The sequence below is a fragment of the Enterobacter sp. JBIWA005 genome, assembly GCF_019968805.1.
GTDB lineage: Bacteria > Pseudomonadota > Gammaproteobacteria > Enterobacterales > Enterobacteriaceae > Enterobacter > Enterobacter vonholyi.
Window position 1 is genome coordinate 2,165,004 of the sequence record NZ_CP074159.1, and the last position, 22,146, is coordinate 2,187,149.

Consider the following 22,146-nt stretch of genomic DNA (forward strand, 5'->3'; position numbering starts at 1 on the left):
ACGGAACAATTCCCTCGCCCCAATGGGGAGAGGGTTAGGATGAGGGGAAAAAATCACAGCGCCGCAAACTTATCCAGCGTCCGCACCAGTTGAGTGACGAAACCGTATTCGTTGTCATACCAGGCAACGGCTTTCACCAGCTGAAGTTCTCCCGCCTCTGACACCTCCGTCTGCGTGGCGTCAAACACCGAACCATAGTGCGAGCCAATCACATCTGACGACACAATTTCTTCGTCGGTATACCCAAACGATTTATTGCCCTGCGTCGCCTTTTTCAGCGCGGCGTTGATCTCCTCAACGGTGACTTTCTTGCCCAGAATGGCCACCAGCTCGGTTACCGAACCTGTTTTTACCGGCACGCGCTGCGCGTGGCCCTTAAGTTTGCCGCTGAGCGCAGGGATCACCAGGCCAATGGCTTTGGCGGCACCCGTGGTGTGCGGAATAATGTTCTCTGCCGCCGCTCGGGAGGCGCGAAGGTCTTTCCCGCGCGGGCCATCTACCAGCGCCTGCGTACCGGTATAGGCGTGAATGGTGGTCATGGTGCCCACCTTAATTTCAAACGCATCGTTCAGGGCTTTCGCCAGCGGAGCGAGGCAGTTGGTGGTGCAGGAGGCGACGGAGATGATGGTATCACTGGCGTCAATGGTGTCGTCATTAACGCTGTAGACGATAGTTTTCATGTCACCCGCAGGCGCAGAAATCAGCACTTTCTTCGCGCCGGCGTCCAGGTGCGCCCGTGATTTCTCTTCAGAAGTATAAAAGCCGGTGCACTCCACGACGATATCCACGCCTGCGGCTTTCCACGGAATATGCTTCGCCTCTTTCTCGGCGTACACCGCAATGGTTTTACCGTCCACAATCAGCGCATCCTCGGTGAAGTCCACGCTCCACGGGAAGCCACCGTAGTTGGAATCATGCCTTAGCAGGTAGGCCAGCACTTTCGGGGAGGTGAGGTCGTTGATGGCGACGACGGTATTACTGTCCTGGGTTTCAAGAAGGCGACGCAGTACAAGGCGCCCAATGCGTCCAAAGCCGTTAATGCCAATTTTACTCATGGTGTTCTCCTGTAAACGTGTCGATGCGACAGTTTGAACTCATCCAGGCTTAGACCATCACGGGCAGGGCGGCAATTGAAGATGCTTCATGCGGGAGGAAGTATTTGAAAAACCATACAGAAAAGTTAATGAATTTTTAAGGAAAGGGGATTATGTTGGCGCGGTAACTGTTTTTAATCGAGAAATCACATGCGCACTAAATATACAAGCCTGCAAATCGGCATCCACTGGCTGGTGTTTCTGTTAATCATCGTCGCCTACTGCGCCATGGAGTTCAGAGGTTTCTTCCCGCGCACCGCGCGCCCGGCGATCAACATGATCCACGTCTCATGCGGTATCAGTATCCTGGTGCTGATGGTGACCCGTCTTCTGGTTCGTCTGAAGTTCCGCGCGCCACCGATTCAACCGAAGCCAAAAGCGATGGTGACGGGGATGTCCCATCTGGGGCATCTGGTGGTGTATCTGCTGTTTATTGCGCTGCCGCTGATTGGAATTGTGATGATGTATAACCGGGGCAGCGACTGGTTTGCTTTTGGCCTGGCGATGCCGCATGCGGCAGAGTCAAATTTTGACCTGGTTGATGTGCTGAAAGAGTGGCACGAAACGCTGGCAAATCTGGGCTATTTTGTGATTGGCCTGCACGCCGCGGCGGCGCTGATGCACCACTATTTCTGGAAAGATAATACCCTTCTGCGCATGATGCCGAAAAAGCGTTCGTAGTCTTAAACGCTTGCCGGGTGGCGATGCGCCACCCGGCTTGTTTTTTAACCCAGCAAAGCACGCTCTTCGGCAGTTAACGCCAGCCCCTGAGTTGACCCCGTCTCCGACGACTTCACCGCCGCTTCCAGGACGGCCATCACCGCTAATGCCTCAACAGGATGGACAGGATTGGCGATTTCCCCGCGTAGCGCATCAAGCACGTTAATATAGTACTGTCGCTGATCGCCTTTTGGGGTAGGGATCGTCTGCGGCGCGCCGTCAGCGCCGAAGAACACCATACTGTCGCTGTCTTCGCCCCAGGACTCACTGCCTGGGATCACCCCAGAGAGCAGCTGTGCTTCCTGCTGATCGATTCTGGCCTTCACCACGCTGCCCTTGTCCCCGTGAACGGCAAAGCGCGCCGTACCGCCTGCCACCAGCATGCTGGCGTGCAGAATCACCTTATGCTCCGGGTAGTTTAAGACCACGTGCGCCCAGTCGTTAATTTCTGCGCCGTCGCGCAGCGTCGCGATATTCCCCTGAACCGACTGCGGCAGGCCAAAGAGCTGTAGCGTCTGGTCGATAAGATGAGGCCCCAGGTCAAACCACAGGCCACTCCCAGGGACATTCTGCTCGCGCCAGCGCACGCGCACTTCCGGGCGGAAGCGGTCAATGTGCGATTCAAGGTGTTTGACCTTGCCGAGCGTGCCTTGCTCAATAACCTGCTTAATGCCGAGGAAATCGCTGTCCCAGCGGCGGTTGTGGAAGACGGAGAGCAGCAGCTGCTTTTCCTCCGCCAGCGCAATCAGGTCGCGGGCTTCCTGCATGTCGAGGGTGAAAGGCTTATCCACGACCACGTGTTTACCAGAGTTCAGAGCCAACGTCGCTAGCGGGGCGTGCGTGGCGTTGGGGGAGGCAATCACCACCAGGTCAACATCAGGATGCTGAATAGCCTCTTCAGGGGTGGCGACCACCTGTACGTCCGGCAGATCGCGTTTTACCTTCTCTTCATCGCGAGAAGAGACAACTGCCAGCTTAAGCCCGTTCACAGACTGGATCAGCGGGGCATGGAAGGTTTTCCCGACAAATCCATACCCGATCAGCGCAATGTTGATTGTTTGAACTTTACTCATGACCTTCTCCACGTTAATTCGCGCACACCGTGACCTGCAATGCGCCAGAGTCCCCAAGCTCAGGCCAGGGACGATCTAAAAAGAGTTGTTGAATGTTGGATAACCCGGAAACCAGATACGGCTCGCAGCGGTTAATTTTCAGATGATCGGCGACAATCCAGTGCACGTGGCTTGCGTCCAGCATTGCGCGTTTAACCTCGGCATCCGCTTCTTTACCGGCGCTCAACCCAAGTTCGGCATGAATGGCGCACGCCCCGAGGATAGCAATATCTGCCCGATAGCGGGACAGCAAAGATAACGTGGCGCTTCCGGCAAACAGGCGCTGCTGGTGGTCCCATTTCCCCCCGAGCAGGATCAGCTCAACGTCTTCCCGGTCGCTAAAGTGCTGGGCGATATCCAGTGACGTGGTAATGACGGTGAGCGGCCCCTGAAGAAAGGTGGCGACGGCCATCACCGTGCTCCCGGCATCCAGAAACAGGGTGGAGCCCGGTGGAACCTGCTGTGCGACCTGCTTACCCAGGCGCTGTTTGGTCTCCGGCAGCAGCGTATTGCGGCCCTGACGGTTCATGGCGGAGAGATTCAACGCGATGGCTCCGCCGTGGTTCTTCTGCGCCAGCCCCTGGTTCTCCAGGTCGGTCAGATCCCGACGGATGGTATCGGCTGAAACCTGCAGCTTTTCGGCCAGCTCGGTGATGCTGGCCTGGCCTTGCTCGCTCAGGATATCCAGAACGTAGCGTTGACGAGCGGTTTTGTGCATGGGGGTACATTCCTGCAAAATGTCGCAATAGTTTGCATAATACAGCATTTTAACGCAGAGAGAAGGGCAATGTCGTTTTGATGTGGGGGAAGTAGCGGGATGATTCAGTTGTGTGATTATTAAAATTTTATTAAACAGGTATAAGAAAGCCGTTTTGAATGTTAATCACAATGTTATTGTTATGTTTTATTTAACGGTTTGGGTTATGTAACCACTGCACTACCATTGAATGGGTTTTAATTCTGTTAAATCGTTTTAGTGTGGTTTTTAATTGCTTTAATTAGTTTATTAATAGCATTAAAGTTTAATTCAGCCTGTTTGGCTACTTAAATTGACACTTCTTTGAAAATCTTTGTGTCTGACCCGCGCGGAAATTAACGCAAAAATGTACAGGGAGCAAATTAAGAATTTTCCTTAAATAACAGTCGGTTTATATGTTTCATCTGAAAGGTCATTTTAAGAGTTTTGTCCAGAAACCCCATGTTTTTTCTTAATTGTAACACCGCCTTAACATTGGGGGTGTAGTGGCCTATAACACATTTTGTTATGCTGCTAACCACTTTAGGAAATAAGTAAATTCTTAATTTAAATAAGACGCAGGCAGATCTCATCTCCAGAGGAAATGGGTATGGGGGAGTTTTACCTAAAATACGGCAAGGATGCTAAATAAGATATTTGTCTAATTATCTATACCTCTTTTTGGGTAATTGCTTCAGTGTCACTCAGAGTCAGGGAGATAACAATGACGATATTACGAAAGCCTATGTTACGCCGATTTACAGCAGCACTGGCATTCATTTCATTAGCCATAAATACTGCGTACGCCAATAGCAGTCAGGTGGGCATTGCCCCGGTTGCCACGACAACCTTAAAAGAAAGCATTCTTTTTGCTATCGATCGCGATCCGTCTATTAGTCAGCAGGCCGCACAATTAGGTATTGGCCAGGCACAAATAGATGAAGCGCGCAGCGGCTGGATGCCGCAAATATCGTTGAACGGGAGTACAGGGCACAGCCAGACCACCGATTCCAGCGGGTCGCTGAAGAATTCGGCCGCCTGGGGGCTGAGCCTGACGCAGCTGCTGTACGATTTTGGCAAGACCAATAACAGCATCAGCCAGTCTTCGGCCCAGCGCGATAGCTATCGCTATCAGCTGATGGGCACGCTCTCTGACGTGGCGGAAAAAACGGCGCTGAGCTACGTCGAGGTCAAACGCTATGCCGATCTGCTGCAGGCGGCAAAGGAGAACGTTCAGGCGCTGAAAAACGTTGAGCAGCTGGCAAAGCTGCGTGCCGACGCGGGCGTGAGTTCGACCTCCGATGAGCTCCAGACCCGCACGCGTATTGCCGGCATGCAGGCGACGGTCGCACAGTATCAGGCCGCCTTAAACAGCGCCCGCGCGCGGCTTGCGGTATTAACCGGTATGCAGGCAGAAAACTATTCGCCTGTACCCGCAAACCTCGCGGTTGAACCTGATTCGCTCAACCGCATTGATTACTCGCTGATACCGGCGGTTATGGCCGCGCAAAACATGGAGCGCTCTGCCCAGTACGGCGTGGAAACGGCGAAGTCCCAGCACTGGCCGACGTTAAGCCTGAAGGGCGGGCGCACCCGTTATGAATCGGACAACCGTTCGTACTGGGACGACCAGATCCAGCTCAATATTGACGCACCGCTTTATCAGGGGGGCGCAGTTTCCGCACGAGTGCGGCAGGCTGAAGGAGCACGGGCGATGGCCTCCTCTCAGGTCGATCAGGCGCGTTTCGACGTCCTGCAAAAAGCCTCCGTCGCGCAGGCGGACTGGACCGGCGCACGGGGAAGAATGGAGGCCGGGAAGCAGCAGCTGGAAAATGCCCTGCGCGCCCGGGATGTTTATAAAAATGAGTACACCCTGAGCAAGCGGAGCATTAACGATCTGCTCAGCGTTGAGCAGGATGTCTGGCAGGCTACTTCGGCGAAAATAATCGCTGAGTATGATGGCTGGAGTTCGGCAATTAATTATGCTTCCGCGGTTGATAATTTAATGCCGCTTATTGGAATAGAGAAAAACGCTGCCGCAAAATTACCCGATTTGAGTTAATAAAAGACGCGCAGTGTTGCGCAAAGTAAGACTGAAAATAATGGGTGTTTTTTCCCAGGGATAGCTACATCCATCTGGTGGACATATCCACAGGAATCCGTACACCTGCAAGGAGAAGAATATGAGTAACATAAAAGTTGTTGATGTCATCATTCGCAAAACGGCGGAGAAAACGAAATTAACCGGCGAAGGAAATCTGTCGGTCTCTATTTCATCCCCGAGCGTGATTGAAATCCAGGGTTCTGCTCAGGATGTGGTGCGCTATGTCCGCCAGGGTAAAGACCTCCTTATTTATATGAAAGATGGCAGCGTTATTCGCTGCAATAACTATTTTGTTGAAGATCCTGAAACGCATACTCAGTCAGAGCTGGTATTCAACGATCGTCAGGAACTGACGCATATTTCTTTTGCCGATGCCGGGGACGCGTCAGGCGCTGCGGTGACCGAGTTAACCGCGCAGGCCACACCGATTAGCAGCATTCAACCTTTCCTTGAACAGGAAAGCGTCTTAAGCGACGCGCCGTGGGGCTGGATTGCGGGAGCTGCATTAGGTGGCGGTGCCATCGGGGCACTGCTGGCAAACGGCGGCGACGGCGAAACTAAGACAAAAGTTATTGATAATACGAAAGAGGTGGAAAGCGCCACGCCAACCTTCCTGCTGTCGGATAAAGCGGGTGACAAGCAGGGCGTGCTGAGCGCAAACGAGATCACGGACGACAGCAACCCAACCTTTAGCGGTACCGGTCAGCCGGGCGCGACCATCCAGGTCAAAGACAGTAGCGGCAGCACCATTGCGAGCACGATGGTCGGCAAAGACGGCACGTGGACGGTAATGTTACCGACGCAAACGGACGGGGAGCATACCTGGTCGGTCGTGCAGATCGACGGCAGTAAAACCACCTCTGCGGGTAGTATCACCGTGACGGTTTCAACCGCCGATGCCGCCATTACGCTTGCCACCACGGCGGGCGATAACGTGCTGAACGCCAGCGAACAATCCGCGGGCTTTACGGTTTCCGGAGCCAGCAAAAACCTGGCGCAGGGTACCTTACTTACCGTAACGCTGAACGGCAAAACCTACGCGGCTGAAGTCGGGGCAGACGGCGCGTGGAGCGTGAACGTGCCTGCAGCAGACGCGCAGGCGCTGGGCGACGGCACCTGGACGGTTAACGTCAGCGGTAAAGACGCGGCGGGTAATACCGTGAGCGGCAGCCAGACGATTGGCGTGGATACCACCGCGCCAACCCTCTCTGTCGATACCCTCGCGCAGGACAACATCATTAATGCGGCTGAGCACAATCAGCCGCTGACCCTGACCGGTAAAACGAATGCGGAAGCCGGTCAGATCGTCACGGTCACGCTGAACGGTAAAAACTATAACGCTACGGTGGGTAGCGACGGCACCTGGTCCGTCACGCTTGCAGCGAACGACGTGCAGGCGCTCAACGAGGGCAATCACAGTCTGACGGTTAACGTTAGCGACAAAGCGGGCAACGGTACGTCCGTGACGGGAGATTTCACGGTTGATACCACCGCGCCGGTCGTCACTATCGATACCGTGGCGGGCGACGATACCCTCAATATCAGCGAGCAGGGGCAGGCGCAGATTATTTCCGGGCAGGCGAGCGGCGCGTCGGCAGGCGATGTGGTCACCGTGACCGTTGGCGGACAGTCCTTCACCGGCGTGGTGCTGGCGGACGGCAGCTGGAGCGTAGGCGTTCCGGCGTCCGTGCTGGGCGCGTTGGGAGAAGGTAACCATACAATTTCAGTTTCCGTGACCGACGCGGCAGGCAACACCGGCAGCGCCACGCACGATATTACGCTGAGCGGAAACCCGCCAGAATTTACGATTGACGCCATCAGCCAGGACAACGTGCTGAATGCTCAGGAGGCAATGCAGCCGCTGAGCCTCACCGGCACCAGCAACCTGCCTGACGGCAGCGCTATCACCCTGACGCTGAACAACGTCAGCTATCAGGCCACCGTTGAAAACGGTATCTGGGCGGTCCAGGTGCCGGTTTCCGACGTGCTGAATCTGGCGAACACCCTTTACACCGTCAGCGTCAGCGGTACCGACAGCGTGGGTAACAGCGGCTCTGCCGGGGCGACGCTGCTGGTGGATACCGTACTTCCGCAGGTCATTATCAATACCTTTGCGGGCGACAACCTGGTCAATAACGCCGAAGCGGGCGTCGATCAAACCCTCAGCGGTCGCGTTACCGGCGCGGCGGCGGGCGATACCGTATCTGTCACCGTGGGCGGCAAGAGCTACACCGCAACGGTTGGCAGCGACCTGACCTGGAGCGTGAAAATTCCGTCAGCGGATCTTCAGGCCTTTGGCGACGGGGATTTAACCTTTACCGCGTCGGTGACCAACGGGCACGGCAATACCGGCACCGGCGAGCGCGATATCAATATCAATGCTGAACTGCCGGGCCTGCGCGTAAACACCATTTCCGGCGATGACGTCATCAACGCGATCGAACAGCAGCAGGATCTGAGCGTCACCGGCTCCAGCACCCATCTGGCTGCCGGCACGCAGATTACCGTTACCATCAACAACGTTGATTACGTTACCGCGGTTAACGCCAGCGGCAACTGGCAGATCGGCGTCCCGGCGGCGGACCTGCAGGCCTGGAGCGCGGGAGGCATCACGGTTAGCGTCAGCGCGGTAGATGCCTGGGGCAACACCGTTGCGGCTGAACACCCGATTGAACTGGATCTGAACGCCGTGGCGGTCACCATTGATACCGTCTCCGGCGACGACCTGCTGAATGCGGCAGAAAAAGGCGCCGATTTAACAATTTCCGGCCAGACGCAGGGCGTGGAGGCGGGGCAGACCGTGGTGGTGAAATTCGCCGACCAGACCTTCACCGCGCAGGTGCAGCAGGACGGCTCCTGGAGCCTGACCGTGCCCGCCAGCGCCATGGAAACACTCATCGACGGGCGCGCGCAGGTGAGCGTCAGCGTCACTAACGTCAACGGCAACAGTGCCGACGCGTCGCGCGTAGTCACGGTGGATACGCAGCCACCGGCGATTACGCTCGATAACCTGACCGCCGATAACATCATCAACGCGGCTGAAGCGCAGCAGGATTTACTGTTAAGCGGTAGCAGCAGTGCGGAACCCGGCCAGACGGTTACCGTGACGCTGAACGGCAAAACGTATCAGACTACGGTCCAGACGGACGGTACCTGGCAACTGAGCGTCCCGGCGGCTGATGTCGGTGCCCTCAACGATGGCATCGTTACCGTGACGGCCACCGTGAGCGACGTGGCGGGCAACACCAGCAGCGCCGACCGCGTGGGTCTGGTGGACGCGACCGTGCCGCAGGTGACCATCAACAGCTTTGTCACCGACACCAACACCGTTAACCAGCTCGCCCATTCACAGGCGCAGGTCCTGAGCGGCTCCGTCACCGGCGCGGCAGCGGGCGATCTGGTGACCATCACCATTAACAGCGTCGATTACACCACCGTGGTGGATGCGGCGGGCAACTGGAGCCTTGGCCTGCCGGCGTCCGTCGTGCAGGGGCTGGCTGACGGCACCTGGACAGTTGACGTCTCCGTGACCGACAGATCCGGCAATACCGGAAGCAGTTCGCTGGATGTGGTGGTGAATACCGTGACGCCCGTCATCGGTATCAACACGCTGGCGGCGGACGACGTGATTAACGCGACCGAGAAAGGCGAAGATCTGCAGATTTCCGGCACCAGCAACCAGCCGGAAGGCACGACTATTACGGTGACCCTGAACGGCATTCAGTACACGGCCACCGCTGACGCCAGCGGCAACTGGAGCGTGACCGTACCGGCGGCAAACGTGCTGGCGCTGGGCGAAGCGAATTACACCGTGACGGCGAACGTCACCGATAGCGTAGGCAACAGCGCCTCAGCCTCACACGATGTGCTGGTAGACAGCTCGCTGCCGGTGGTGACGATTAACACGCTGGCGGGCGACAATATCGTTAACGCGGCGGAAGTGGCGGCAGGGCAAACCCTGTCCGGCAAAGTCACGAACGCGGCGCCAGGTGACACTGTCACGATTATCCTTGGCGGCCAGACATACACGGCTACCGTACAGGACGATCTGACCTGGAGCCTGCCGTTAAGCGAGAGCCAGTTCACCGCGCTCGGCAACGGGGATCTCACCGTATCGGCCAGCGTCACCAACGCGCACGGCAATACCGGTTCCTCTTCGCTCGACTTCACCATCGACGCCCAGCTTCCGGGACTGCGTATTGATACGGTCGCAGGCGACGACGTGATCAACGTGATTGAACACGCGCAGAACCTGATTGTATCCGGAACCAGCACCGATCTGGCGGCGGGCAGCGCCGTGACCGTGACCATCAACGGCAAAGCCTATTCCGCAACGGTGCTGGCGGACGGCACCTGGCAGGCAGCGGTACCTGCTGCGGACGTGTCCCAGTGGGCGGATGGCTCGCTGGATATCAAGGCAAGCGCGCAGGATGCTTCTGGCAACCCGGTAACCATCGGGAGCGTCGTGGACGTCGATCTCGCGCCGGTCGCCATCACCATCAACAGCGTGACCGACGACAACGTGCTTAACGCGGCGGAAAAAGGCCAGGATTTGGTGCTGTCCGGCACCACTTCCAGTGTTGAAGCGGGCCAGACCGTAACCATCACCTTCGCAGGGAAAACCTACACCACGACGGTGGATGGCAACGGCGACTGGACCTGGACCGTTCCGGCTGCCGATCTGAGCGGCCTGAAAGACGGCGACGCCAGCGTTCAGGTCAGCGTCATCAACGTGAACGGCAACGCCGCGTCTTCGGCGCAGGCATTCAGCGTCGACACCACCGCGCCGACGGTTACCATCAACACCATCAGCGGCGATAACATGCTGAATGCGGCAGAGGCGGCGCAGGATCTGACCCTGAGCGGGACCTCTACTGCCGAAGCGGGCCAGACGGTCACCGTGACCTTCAACGGCAACCAATATAGCGCGCAGGTGCAGGCGGACGGCAGCTGGACGCTGGACGTGCCTGCGGCGGATCTGGCGGGCATCACCGACGGCAGCGCCGCGGTAACGGCGACCGTGTCAGATAAGGCAGGCAACCCGGCCAGCGCGGGCTCTTCAGTGCTGGTCGATACCACCGTACCGCAGATTTCGTTCAACATCGTTGCGGGCGACGACGTCGTGAATATTGCCGAGCACGGCCAGGCGCTGATCGTCTCCGGTAAGGTGACGGGCGCGCAGGCGGGCGACGTGATTACCGTGACCCTGAACGGGAAAGACTACAGCGCCATGCTGGACGCGTCCGGCAGCTGGAGCGTGGGCGTTCCGGCGGCGGACGTGGGCGCGCTGGCAAACGGCGAGCAGACGATCTCCGCGACCCTCACCGACAAAGCCGGTAACAGCACCAGCGCGACGCACGAGTTTGACGTCTCCCTCACCGCGCCGGTGATTGCCATCAATACCCTGGCGGCTGACGACGTGATCAACGCGACCGAGAAAGGCCAGGATCTGCAGGTGTCCGGCACCAGCAACCAGCCGGAAGGAACCGCCATTACGGTGACGCTGAACGGCATCAACTATACGGCCACCGCCGACGCGAGCGGGAACTGGAGCGTGACCGTTCCGGCGGCAAACGTCTCGGCGCTAGGCGAAGCGAGCTATGTGGTGACGGCGAGCGTAACCGACACCGCGGGCAACAGCGCGAGCACCGGTCACAGCGTGCTGGTCGACAGCGCGCTGCCGCAGGTCACCATCAACCCGGTCGCCACGGACGACGTTATTAACGCGGCGGAAGTGGCTGCCGGACAGACCCTGAGCGGGAAAGTGAGCGGCGCGGCGAGCGGTGACACTGTCACCGTTACCATCGGCGGCAATACTTATACGGCGACGGTTCAGGACGATCTGAGCTGGTCGGTCAACGTGCCGTCCACGATCTTAACCGCCATCGGGAACGGCGATCTGACCGTGTCAGCCAGCGTCACCAACGGCCACGGCAACACCGGCACCGGCGAGCGCGAAATCGTGATAGACGCTAACCTGCCTGGCCTGCGCGTCGATACCGTGGCAGGCGACGATGTCATCAACAGCATCGAGCACGCTCAAAACCTGATTATCACCGGCTCCAGCGAAGGCCTGGCAGCGGGCGCGGCGTTAACGGTGACCGTCAATGGTAAAACCTACGCCGCAACCGTGCTGGCGGACGGGACCTGGACGGCGGCCATTCCGGCGGCAGACGTCAGCGCGCTGAATGCGGGCACGGTCACCGTGACCGTGGACGGCCAGAGCGCGGCGGGCAATCCGGTTTCTATTAGCCATGACGTGAAGGTGGATCTGGCGGCAGTCGCCATCAGCATTAACCCGATTGCCTCTGACGACGTGATTAACGCGGCGGAGAAAGGCGCGGACCTGGTGCTGTCCGGCTCCACCACCAACGTGGAAGAAAACCAGACCGTCACCATCACCTTCGGCGGTAAGTCGTACACCGCGACGGTCGATGCCGACGGCAACTGGACAACCACCGTGCCGTCTGCCGATTTGGGCAGCCTGAAGGACGGCGATGCCAGCGTGCAGGTGAGCGTCACCAACGTGAACGGCAACAGCGCGTCCGCGGGCCGCGAGTACAGCGTGGACGCTACCGCGCCGACGGTGTCTATTGAAATCATCAGCGACAACAACATTATCAATGCGGCCGAAGCGCAGCAGGATCTGGTGATTAACGGCGTCACCAACGCCGAAGCGGGTCAGACCGTCACCGTGACCCTGAACGGCGTGGACTACACCACCACCGTTGAGGCTAACGGCAGCTGGAGCGTGACCGTACCGTCCGCCGATCTGGGCGCGATTGCCGACGGAAACTACACCGTCAGCGCCGCCGTATCGGATAAAGCGGGCAACCCAGCCTCCGCGGATCGCGACGTGCTGGTTGATACCACCGTTCCACAGCTGACCATTCACACCGTTTCCGACGACGACGTGATCAACAGCGCCGAGCATGCGCAGGCCCTGATTGTCACCGGTTCCGTGACCGGCGCGGCGGCGGGCGATGTGGTCACCGTCACCCTCAACGCCAAATCGTACACCGCCACTCTTGACGCCTCCGGCAACTGGAGCGTTGGCGTGCCTGCGGCGGACGTAACCGCGCTGGCCGCCGGGGATTACACCATCACCGCGGCGCTGACCGATAAAGCCGGCAACAGCAACAGCGCCACGCACGGCGTAGAGGTGAACCTGACCGCGCCGGGGCTGACCATTGACACCGTTTCCGGTGACGATGTAATCAACAATACTGAGAAAACCCAGGATCTGACCCTCTCCGGTACGGCTTCCGGCCTGGCGGCAGGCGCGGTGGTGACCGTGATGCTCAACGGCAAAGCGTACAGTGCGCAGGTGGACGATAACGGAAAATGGACCACCACCGTTCCGGCGAGCGAAGTCGGTCAGCTGGGCGAGGCGCTTTACACCGTCACCGCCTCGGCGACGGACGGCGTCGGTAACAGCACCAGCGCGTCTCACACCGTGAACGTGGAGTCCGTTCTGCCGGGCGTGATCGTTAACACCATTGCGGGCGACGACGTCATTAACGCGGCAGAGCTGGCAGCCGGTCAGACCATCAGCGGTAAGGTGGTGAATGCCGAAGCGGGCAACACCGTGACCGTGACCATTGGCGGTAACATCTACACCGCAACGGTGCAGAGCGATCTCACCTGGTCCGTCGATGTGCCTGAATCTGTTCTGACGGCGCTGGGCAACGGCGATTTGACGGTGTCAGCCAGCGTGACCAACGGCGTCGGCAACAGCGGATCCGCTGAGCGCGATATCACGATCGACGCTAACCTGCCGGGCCTGCGCGTGGATACCGTGGCGGGTGACGACGTGATCAACAGCATCGAACACGGGCAGAACCTGATTATCACCGGTTCCAGCGACGGGCTGATGGCAGGCGCGGCGCTGAACGTGACCGTAAACGGCAAGACCTATCCGGCGACCGTGCTGGCGGACGGCACCTAGAGCGCGGCGATCCCGGCCGCGGACGTCGGCGCATTGAGTGCTGGCACGGTTACCGTGACCGTTGCGGGCCAGAGCAGCGCCGGTAACCCGGTTTCCATCAGCCACGATGTAACGGTGGATCTGGCGAGCGTTGCCATCAGCATTGACGCCATCGCCGCCGATGACGTGATTAACGCGGCCGAGAAGGGCGCGGATCTGGTGCTCTCAGGCACTACCTCAAACGTCGAAGAAAATCAGACCGTCACCATCACCTTCGGCGGCAAGAGCTACACCGCGACCGTAGGCGCCGACGGCAAGTGGACGACCACGGTGCCAGCGGCCGATCTGGCGGGTCTGAAAGACGGCGACGCCAGCGTGCAGGTGAGCGTCACCAACGTGAACGGCAACAGCGCCTCGGCGGGCCGCGAATACAGCGTGGATGCGACCGCACCGTCCGTGACCATCAATACCCTGGCGACGGACGACATTCTCAATGCCACCGAAGCGAAGAGCGATCTGACGGTTTCCGGCACCAGCACCGCCGAAGCGGGCCAAACGGTCACCGTATCGCTGAACGGCAAAGACTACACCACAACCGTCAGCGCGGACGGCAGCTGGACGCTGAACGTTCCGGCGGCCGATCTGGCAGGATTAACCGACGGCAGCGTCACCGTTACCGCATCAGTCAGCGACAAGGCGGGTAACCCGGCGTCCGTGGACCACAACCTGACGGTGGATGTGACCGTTCCTGCAGTCACTATCAACACCATCGCGGGTGACGATGTGATTAACGTGGCTGAACACAGTCAGGCACACGTTATCAGCGGCACCGCCACCGGCGCGGCAGCGGGCGATAAGGTCACCGTCACCATCGGCGGCCAGACGTACACCACCGTGCTTGACGCGGCGGGGAACTGGAGCGTGGGCGTCCCGGCGAGCGTGATTTCCGGCCTCAGCGACGGCACCGTGACCGTCACCGCGTCGGTTACCGACGCGGCGGGCAACACCGGTACCGGCAGCCATAACGTGACCGTCGATACCGGCCTGCCATCCGTGGCCTTCAACGCCATCAGCGGCGATAACGTGCTGAACGCGGTGGAGAAAGGTCAGGACCTGAGCGTCAGCGGCACCAGCGCCAACCTGGCGGAAGGTACCGTGGTGACCGTGACCCTGAACGGTAAAAACTACGCGGCCACGACGGCGGCAGACGGCACCTGGAGCCTGACCGTTCCGGCAGCGGATCTGGCGGGTCTGGGCGAAGCGAATTACACCCTGAGCGCGAGCGCGACCAACGGCGTGGGCAACAGCGTGAGCAACACCGCGAACCTGCTGGTGGATACCGCGCTGCCGACCGTCACCATCAACACCGTGGCGGGCGATAACGTCATCAACGCGGCGGAAGTGGCCGCGGGCCAGACCCTCAGCGGCAAGGTAACGAACGCGGAGGCGGGCAATACCGTCACCGTGACCATTGGTGGCAACACCTACACCGCGACGGTGCAGAGCGATCTGACCTGGTCCGTGAGCGTGCCGGAGTCCGTCCTGACGGCGCTGGGCAACGGTGACCTGACGGTGTCTGCATCCGTCACCAACGGTCATGGCAACACGGGAACGGGCGAGCGCGAAGTCGTTATAGACGCCAGCCTGCCGGGCCTGCGCGTCGATACGGTAGCGGGCGACGATGTGATCAACAGCATCGAACATACTCAAAACCTGATCGTCTCCGGCACCAGCGACGGGCTGGCGGCAGGCACAACGCTCACCGTGACCGTCAATGGCAAAACCTATGCGGCCTCCGTGCTGGCAGACGGCTCCTGGAGCGCGGCGATCCCGGCGGCAGACGTCGCGGCCTTCGCAGCAGGTACGGTCACCGTGACCGTTGCAGGCCAGAGCGCGGCGGGCAACCCGGTGACCATCAGCCATGACGTGACCGTCGACCTGGCGTCGGTGGCTATCAGCATCGATGCGATTGCCACCGACGACGTGATTAACGCGGCGGAAAAAGGCGCGGATCTGGTGCTCTCCGGCAGCACTTCGAACGTGGAGGAAAACCAGACCGTTACTGTTACCTTTGGCGGCAGGACGTACACCGCGAAGGTGGATGCTGACGGTAACTGGACGGCCACCGTGCCGTCTGCGGATCTCGCGGGCCTGAAGGACGGCGATGCCAGCGTGCAGGTGAACGTCACCAACGCGCACGGCAACAGCGCGTCGGCGGGGCGTGAGTACAGCGTGGACGCGACTGCGCCAACCGTGACCATTGATACGGTTGCAGGCGATAACGTGATTAACGGCAGCGAAGCGGCTGCGGGCGTTGCCATCTCCGGCACCACTACGGCGGAAGTCGGTCAGACGGTCACCGTGACGCTGGGCGGTAAGAGCTATACCGCGCAGGTGCTGCAGGGCGGCATCTGGAGCGTTAACGTTCCGGGCAGCGACCTCTCCACGCTGGCGGATAACGGCTACACCGTGCAGGTTAGCGTGAGCGACGCCTCGGGTAACCCGGGCAGCGCGGGCAAAACAATTACGCTTGATACCACGCCGCCGACCGTCAGCTTTAACGTTGTCGCGGGCGATGACGTCATTAACAGCGTGGAGCACGGCCAGGCGCAGATCGTCAGCGGGTCGGCAACCGGCGCGAACGTCGGGGATAAAGTGGTTATTACCCTCGGTTCGCACCAGTACACCACCACCGTTGACGCCAGCGGCAACTGGAGCGTGGGCGTTCCGGTCAGCGTGATTTCCGCCCTGACCGACGGCACCGTGACCCTCAGCGCGACCATTACCGACAGCGCGGGTAACAGCAGCACCCAGACCCATGACGTGGTGGTCAACACCGCCTCCGTGGCGCTGACGGTGAACACCCTTAGCGGTGACGACGTGATCAACGCGGCTGAAGCCGGTTCGTCACTGGTGATTAACGGCTCCAGCGCGCAGTTCGCCAGCGGGACTCAGGTCACCGTGACCCTGAACGGCAAGAGCTATACGGCCACCATTCAGAGCGACGGCACCTGGACGACTACCGTACCGGTTGCAGACGTCAGCGCCCTGGCCGATGGCGCCAGCTATCAGGTGTCCGTATCGGCACAGGACAGCGCGGGCAACAGCGCCTCCGCAACGCATACTATCAGCGTGGATACCACTGCGCCGGTGGTGAGCATTGGGACGCTGTCGGTTGACGACATGCTGAACGCCGCGGAAGCGCAGCAGCCGCTGACCGTGCACGGTTCTTCCAGCGCGGAGGCGGGTCAGACCGTTACCGTGACGCTGGGCGGCAAAACCTATACTGCGCTTGTCGGCAGCGACGGCACCTGGACGCTCGACGTGCCGGCGGCAGATCTGGCCGTCCTGAGCCAGGGCGCGCTGACGGTGACCGCCTCGGTCAACGATAAAGCCGGTAATAACGGCCAGACCACGCACACCTTAACGGTAGACACCGTTGCGCCAACCGTGACCATCAGCACCGTGGCCGATGACGATATCGTCAACAACGCGGAGCAGCTGGCGGGCCAGACGATCCGTGGTACGACCACGGCGGAACAGGGCCAGACGGTGACCGTCTCCTTCAACGGGCACAGCTATCAGGCGACCGTCGAGGCGGACGGATCGTGGTCGGTCTTCGTGCCGGGCCGTGATTTCCTCGGCCTGAGCGACGGGCAGTACACCATCACCGCTTCGGTGAACGATAAGGCGGGCAACCCGGGCAGCGCAACGCACGACGTGACGCTGAACGGCGATGTGCCAACCATCACCATCAACACCTTTGCGCAGGATGATATCGTCAACGCCGCCGAGCACGGCACGCCGCTGGTTATCAGCGGTACCACCGACGCGCCTGCAGGCCAGACGGTAACCATCACGCTGAACGGTAAAACCTATGCGGCTACCGTCCAGAATGACGGTACCTGGAGCTATACGGTGGGCAGCGCTGACGTGACCGCGCTGGCAGACGGCGGCTCGTACGTCATCAATGCGCAGGTGAGCAACACCATCGGCAACAGCGCCAGCGATAACCATACCGTCACGGTGGATCTCACCGCGCCGTCGATGGGGATAAGTATTGATTCGCTGCAAAACGATACCGGCCTGAGCGCAACGGATTTCATTACCAACGACAGTCAGGTCGTCGTCAACGGCTCGCTGACCGCGCAGCTCGGCAATAACGAGAAGGCGCAGATCAGCCTCGACGGCGGCGTCACCTGGATTGACCTGACCGTGACCGGCACCATCTGGCGCTACGCCGATGGCCGCACCCTGACGGACGGTACGTATCAGTACCAGGTGCGGGTGATTGATAACGCGGGCAACGTGGGGGCAACGGACAGCCAGGACGTGGTGATTGATCTGACGAAGCCTGCGGCAACCACCATTACCGTGGATTCCATTACGCAGGATACCGGCCTGTCCGGCAGCGACTTTATCACCAGCGACAACCAGATCAGCCTTAAAGGCACGCTCGGTGCGGCGCTGGGCAGCGGCGACCACGCGCAGATCAGCCTTGACGGCGGCGTCACCTGGACCGACGTCAGCGTCAGCGGCCTGAGCTGGACGTACGTCGATGGCCGCACGCTGGCCGACGGGGATTACAACTACCAGCTGCGCGTGATTGACGATGCGGGCAACATCAGCGCCACCGCCAGCCAGGTGGTGACCATTGATACCGTTGCGCCGGACGCCAGCAAAACGATCGCCATCGACAGCATCAGCGACGATACCGGCCTGAGCAGCAGCGACTTTATCACTCGCGACACGTCCCTGACGCTGCACGGCTCGCTCGGCGCGACGCTGGCCGACGGCGAATACGCGCAGATCAGCATCGACGGCGGCGTCACCTGGCAGAACGTGATTGTCACCGGCAACAGCTGGTACTACGTGGACGGCCGCACGCTGGGTAACCAGACCTATGACTACTACGTTCGCGTGGTGGATGCGGCCGGTAACGTGGGCGCCAGCGCCCATCAGCAGGTGACCGTCGATACGGTCGCCCCGGATGCGGCGATTACGGTGACCGTGGATAACATCACCGTGGATACCGGCTTCGACAATAACGACTTCCTGACCAGTTCGACCTCGTACACGCTGCACGGAACGCTCGGCGCAGAACTCGGCGCGGGTGAATTCGTGCAGGTGAGCATGGACGGCGGCAGCACCTGGGTATACGCCACCGTAAGCGGCACGCAGTGGAGCTACAGCGACACGCGTACCCTGACCGACGGCAGCCATAACTATCAGGTACGGGTCGTCGATCTGGCGGGGAACGTTGGGACAACCACCTCGCAGGCGGTGACGGTGGATACCCAGGCGCCGCAGTACGGCGTCACCATCGACAGCATCAGCGAAGATACCGGCCAGTCCGGCAGTGATTTCATCACCATGGACACCACGCTGACCATCAATGGTTCGCTGGGCAGCGCGCTGGCCAGCGACGAGCGCGTACAGATCAGCCTGGACGGCGGGAATACCTGGCTCGATACCACGGTCACCAACCAGCGCTGGAGCTACACCGATACCCGCGATCTGCCTGACGGGGACTACACCTACCAGGTGCGGATTATCGACCAGGCGGGCAACGTGGGTTCCACCGCGTCTCAGATCGTCACGGTAGACACCACGCCGCCGACCACGGTTGGCACGGTCGTGAGCTACACCGACGGCGAAGGCGAGCGTCAGGGCACCTTTGGCAGCGCGGTGGCAACGGACGATAACTCGCCGCTGATCAACGGGACGCTGAACCGTGCCCCGGATGACGGCGAGATCGTGCAGCTCTACCGTGACGGGGTTCTGCTCGGCCAGGTGACCATGAACGGCAGCGCGAGCTGGTCCTTCCAGGACAACGGCCTGAGCGACGGGAATCACACCTACATCGTGCGCGTCACCGACAGGGCCGGAAACTACACTGAATCCGACGGCTTTGTGCTGAACGTCGATACCAGCATCCCGACCACCACGGCGGCGATTACCGCGCAGACCACGTCGGACACTACGCCGATCGTCAGCGGTACCGTCTCCGCTGACCTGGTGAACGGCGAATATCTGGTGGTGACGGTGAACGGCAAAACCTACACCTCCCAGACGGGCGGTGCGGTGGTGGTCGACCCGGATCACAACACCTGGTATCTGCAGATCCCGGACGGCGATGCGCTGAGCGTGGCGAGCTACAGCGTGACCGCGCAGGTGAAGAGCAGCGCGGGTAACGGCAATACCACGGGTACGGCGACCGGCAGCCTGGTGATTGATACCACCTCGGTGAATACCGACTGGGCAACCGCGGCGGGGAACAGCAACAACTCCACCATGACTCTCGGCATGAACAGCAGCGGTCTGTGGAATATCATCGCTAACGGTCAGTCATACTCCAGCAGCGATAGCTCGACCTATGCCGGCAATACGCTGACCAATACCCGTAACTACTACGTGGTGAGCCAGACCACCGCCGACTTTGACCGTAACGGCACGCAGGACATTTTCGCGACGGAAAATACCTACGCCGGGTCAACGCAGGTGATGTGGACCTACGATGGCAGCACCTATAACGCCAGCCAGCTGGCAATGGGCACTACCATCTGGTACGGCGGCGTGATTGCGTACGATAAAACCGGCGATGGCTATCTGGATCTGGCCTACGGTGACTCCGGCGCGGACTCCATTACGTACCTGATCAACAAGAACGGCGTACTGTCGCCGGATGGGACCAATGGCGGAGCAGGTTTCTGGGGGCAATTCACCACCATGCGTGAAATCTCCGGCGTCGATCTGAACAACGACGGCACGGTAGATATTGTCCAGCACACTAACCGCAGCGGCGCGTACTCGTTAACCGTGATCAACAACAACGGTAACGGCACGCTCTCCATCGGTCAGAACCTGACGAACGTGTTTGTGGCAAACGCTTCAAATACCACCACGGCGGCATCCATGACGTGGGCGGACTTCAACGGCGATGGCTACATGGATCTGTACCTGGGCAGCAGCTACAACAACAACGGCGGGGTGATCTACTACAACGACGGTACCGGGAAGCTCTCGGCCACCAAGAGCGCGGTAGAAGCCTCTAACGCAGCGGCGGGCTATTTGTCTGTGGCGGTGGACTGGAACGGCGACGGACAGATGGACATCGTCAAGCTCAGCACCTACAGCGGCTCGCAAACGGCGACCCTGTTCACCAACAACGGTTACGGCTCTACCTGGACCTCAAGCCAGCTGGCTTCAGGCCTGGCGAACGTCACCGGCGTGGCGGCTGTCGACTACAACTGGGACGGCGCGCAGGACCTGCTGGTTTCTCAGCAGAACGGCAAGGTGGTGCTGGTGCAAAACAGCAAAACCATTGCTGACGGCACCGCGATGCATCTGCACATTGTCGACAGCGAGGGCATCAACGCCTACTACGGCAACACGGTCAATCTGTACAACGCCGCGGGCGTGCTGGTGGCCTCGCAGATCATCAACGCCCAGTCCGGTATCGGTTCGAACGATACCTCTGCGCTGGTGAGCTTCTACGGGCTGGATCCGAATGAAACCTATTCGGCTGAGATCCTGAAGATCACCAACGGCGTGTCGGATAACGTCACCTGGAGCGGTCTGGAAGCAGGCAACGGCAAGGAGGGCTATGTCCTGACGGCCGAAGCCGCCACCGGCGGCCACAGCGGGACTATCACCGGGACCGGGTATAACGACACCTTTATCGCGGAAAACGGCACCTATACCTACAACGGTTCCGGCGGCTGGAATACCCATTCCGACTATGACACCTGGAGCAACACCGGTGGGATGGACGTGGTGGATTACCGCAATGCGACCTCCGGCGTAACCGTTGACCTGCGCCTCTCAACCGCGCAGGACACCGGGTTCGGCACCACGCGTCTGCTGAACATTGAAGGGATTAACGGTTCGGATTTCGACGACGTCATCACCGGCAACAGCGGTGATAACCAGTTCGAAGGCCGCGGCGGAAATGACACCTTCAACATTGGCAGCGGCGGTCACGATACGTTGCTCTACAAGCTGATCAACGCGTCGGATGCGACGGGCGGTAACGGTCACGACGTGGTGAACGGCTTTACGGTCGGGACCTGGGAAGGGACAGCGGACACGGATCGTATTGACCTGCGCGATCTGCTCTCCGGCAGCGGCTATACCGGCACGGGCTCGGCGAGCTATGTGAACGGCGTGGCCACGCTGGACAGCAGCGCGGGCAATATCAGCGATTACATCCGCGTGGTGCAGAACGGCAGCAATACCGAGATCCAGGTTGACCTGGACGGTACGGGCGGCCAGTTCTCGCCGACCACTCTGGTGACGCTGAACGGCGTGCAGACGGATCTGGCGACGCTGCTGGCGAACCATCAGCTGTTAATTGCGTAAAACAACGCCGCGGGGAGCGATCCTCGCGGCCTTTTGGCATTTCTTTACACGAATAGTCATAACCCTATATTTCACAAGATTATTTTGCGGGC

The 22,146-nt window shown here is 59.9% G+C and carries 5 protein-coding genes and 1 pseudogene; 3 read left to right on the forward strand and 3 right to left on the reverse strand.

Annotated features, from left to right (window positions below; all coding sequences use genetic code 11):
• Window positions 1–53: 53 nt before the first annotated feature.
• Window positions 54–1,055 (reverse strand): type I glyceraldehyde-3-phosphate dehydrogenase, encoded by a 1,002-nt coding sequence (gene gap, locus KGP22_RS10330; RefSeq protein WP_023311641.1) that lies wholly within the window; start codon window positions 1,053–1,055, stop codon window positions 54–56.
• A gap of 189 nt (window positions 1,056–1,244) precedes the next feature.
• On the opposite strand from gap, the gene cybB reads away from it, so the two are divergent.
• Window positions 1,245–1,775 (forward strand): cytochrome b561, encoded by a 531-nt coding sequence (gene cybB, locus KGP22_RS10335; protein WP_111964665.1) that lies wholly within the window; start codon window positions 1,245–1,247, stop codon window positions 1,773–1,775.
• A 44-nt stretch (window positions 1,776–1,819) separates the two neighbouring features.
• On the opposite strand, the gene KGP22_RS10340 is transcribed toward cybB, so the two are convergent.
• A complete protein-coding gene (locus tag KGP22_RS10340; protein ID WP_223582202.1) occupies window positions 1,820–2,887 on the reverse strand; it encodes an oxidoreductase in 1,068 nt (355 codons plus the stop codon).
• A 13-nt stretch (window positions 2,888–2,900) separates the two neighbouring features.
• The gene (locus tag KGP22_RS10345; protein ID WP_111964663.1) at window positions 2,901–3,644 is read right to left on the reverse strand and encodes a DeoR/GlpR family DNA-binding transcription regulator; all 744 of its coding nucleotides are present in this window, start codon (window positions 3,642–3,644) and stop codon (window positions 2,901–2,903) included.
• 742 nt (window positions 3,645–4,386) lie between these two features.
• Between KGP22_RS10345 and KGP22_RS10350 the strand changes: the two genes are divergently transcribed.
• Complete coding sequence (locus KGP22_RS10350) at window positions 4,387–5,724, forward strand: TolC family outer membrane protein (protein ID WP_133294365.1); 1,338 nt, start codon at window positions 4,387–4,389, stop codon at window positions 5,722–5,724.
• Window positions 5,725–5,845: 121 nt separating this feature from the next.
• Window positions 5,846–22,054: pseudogene (locus tag KGP22_RS10355) on the forward strand (Ig-like domain-containing protein).
• The last annotated feature ends 92 nt before the right edge of the window (window positions 22,055–22,146 follow it).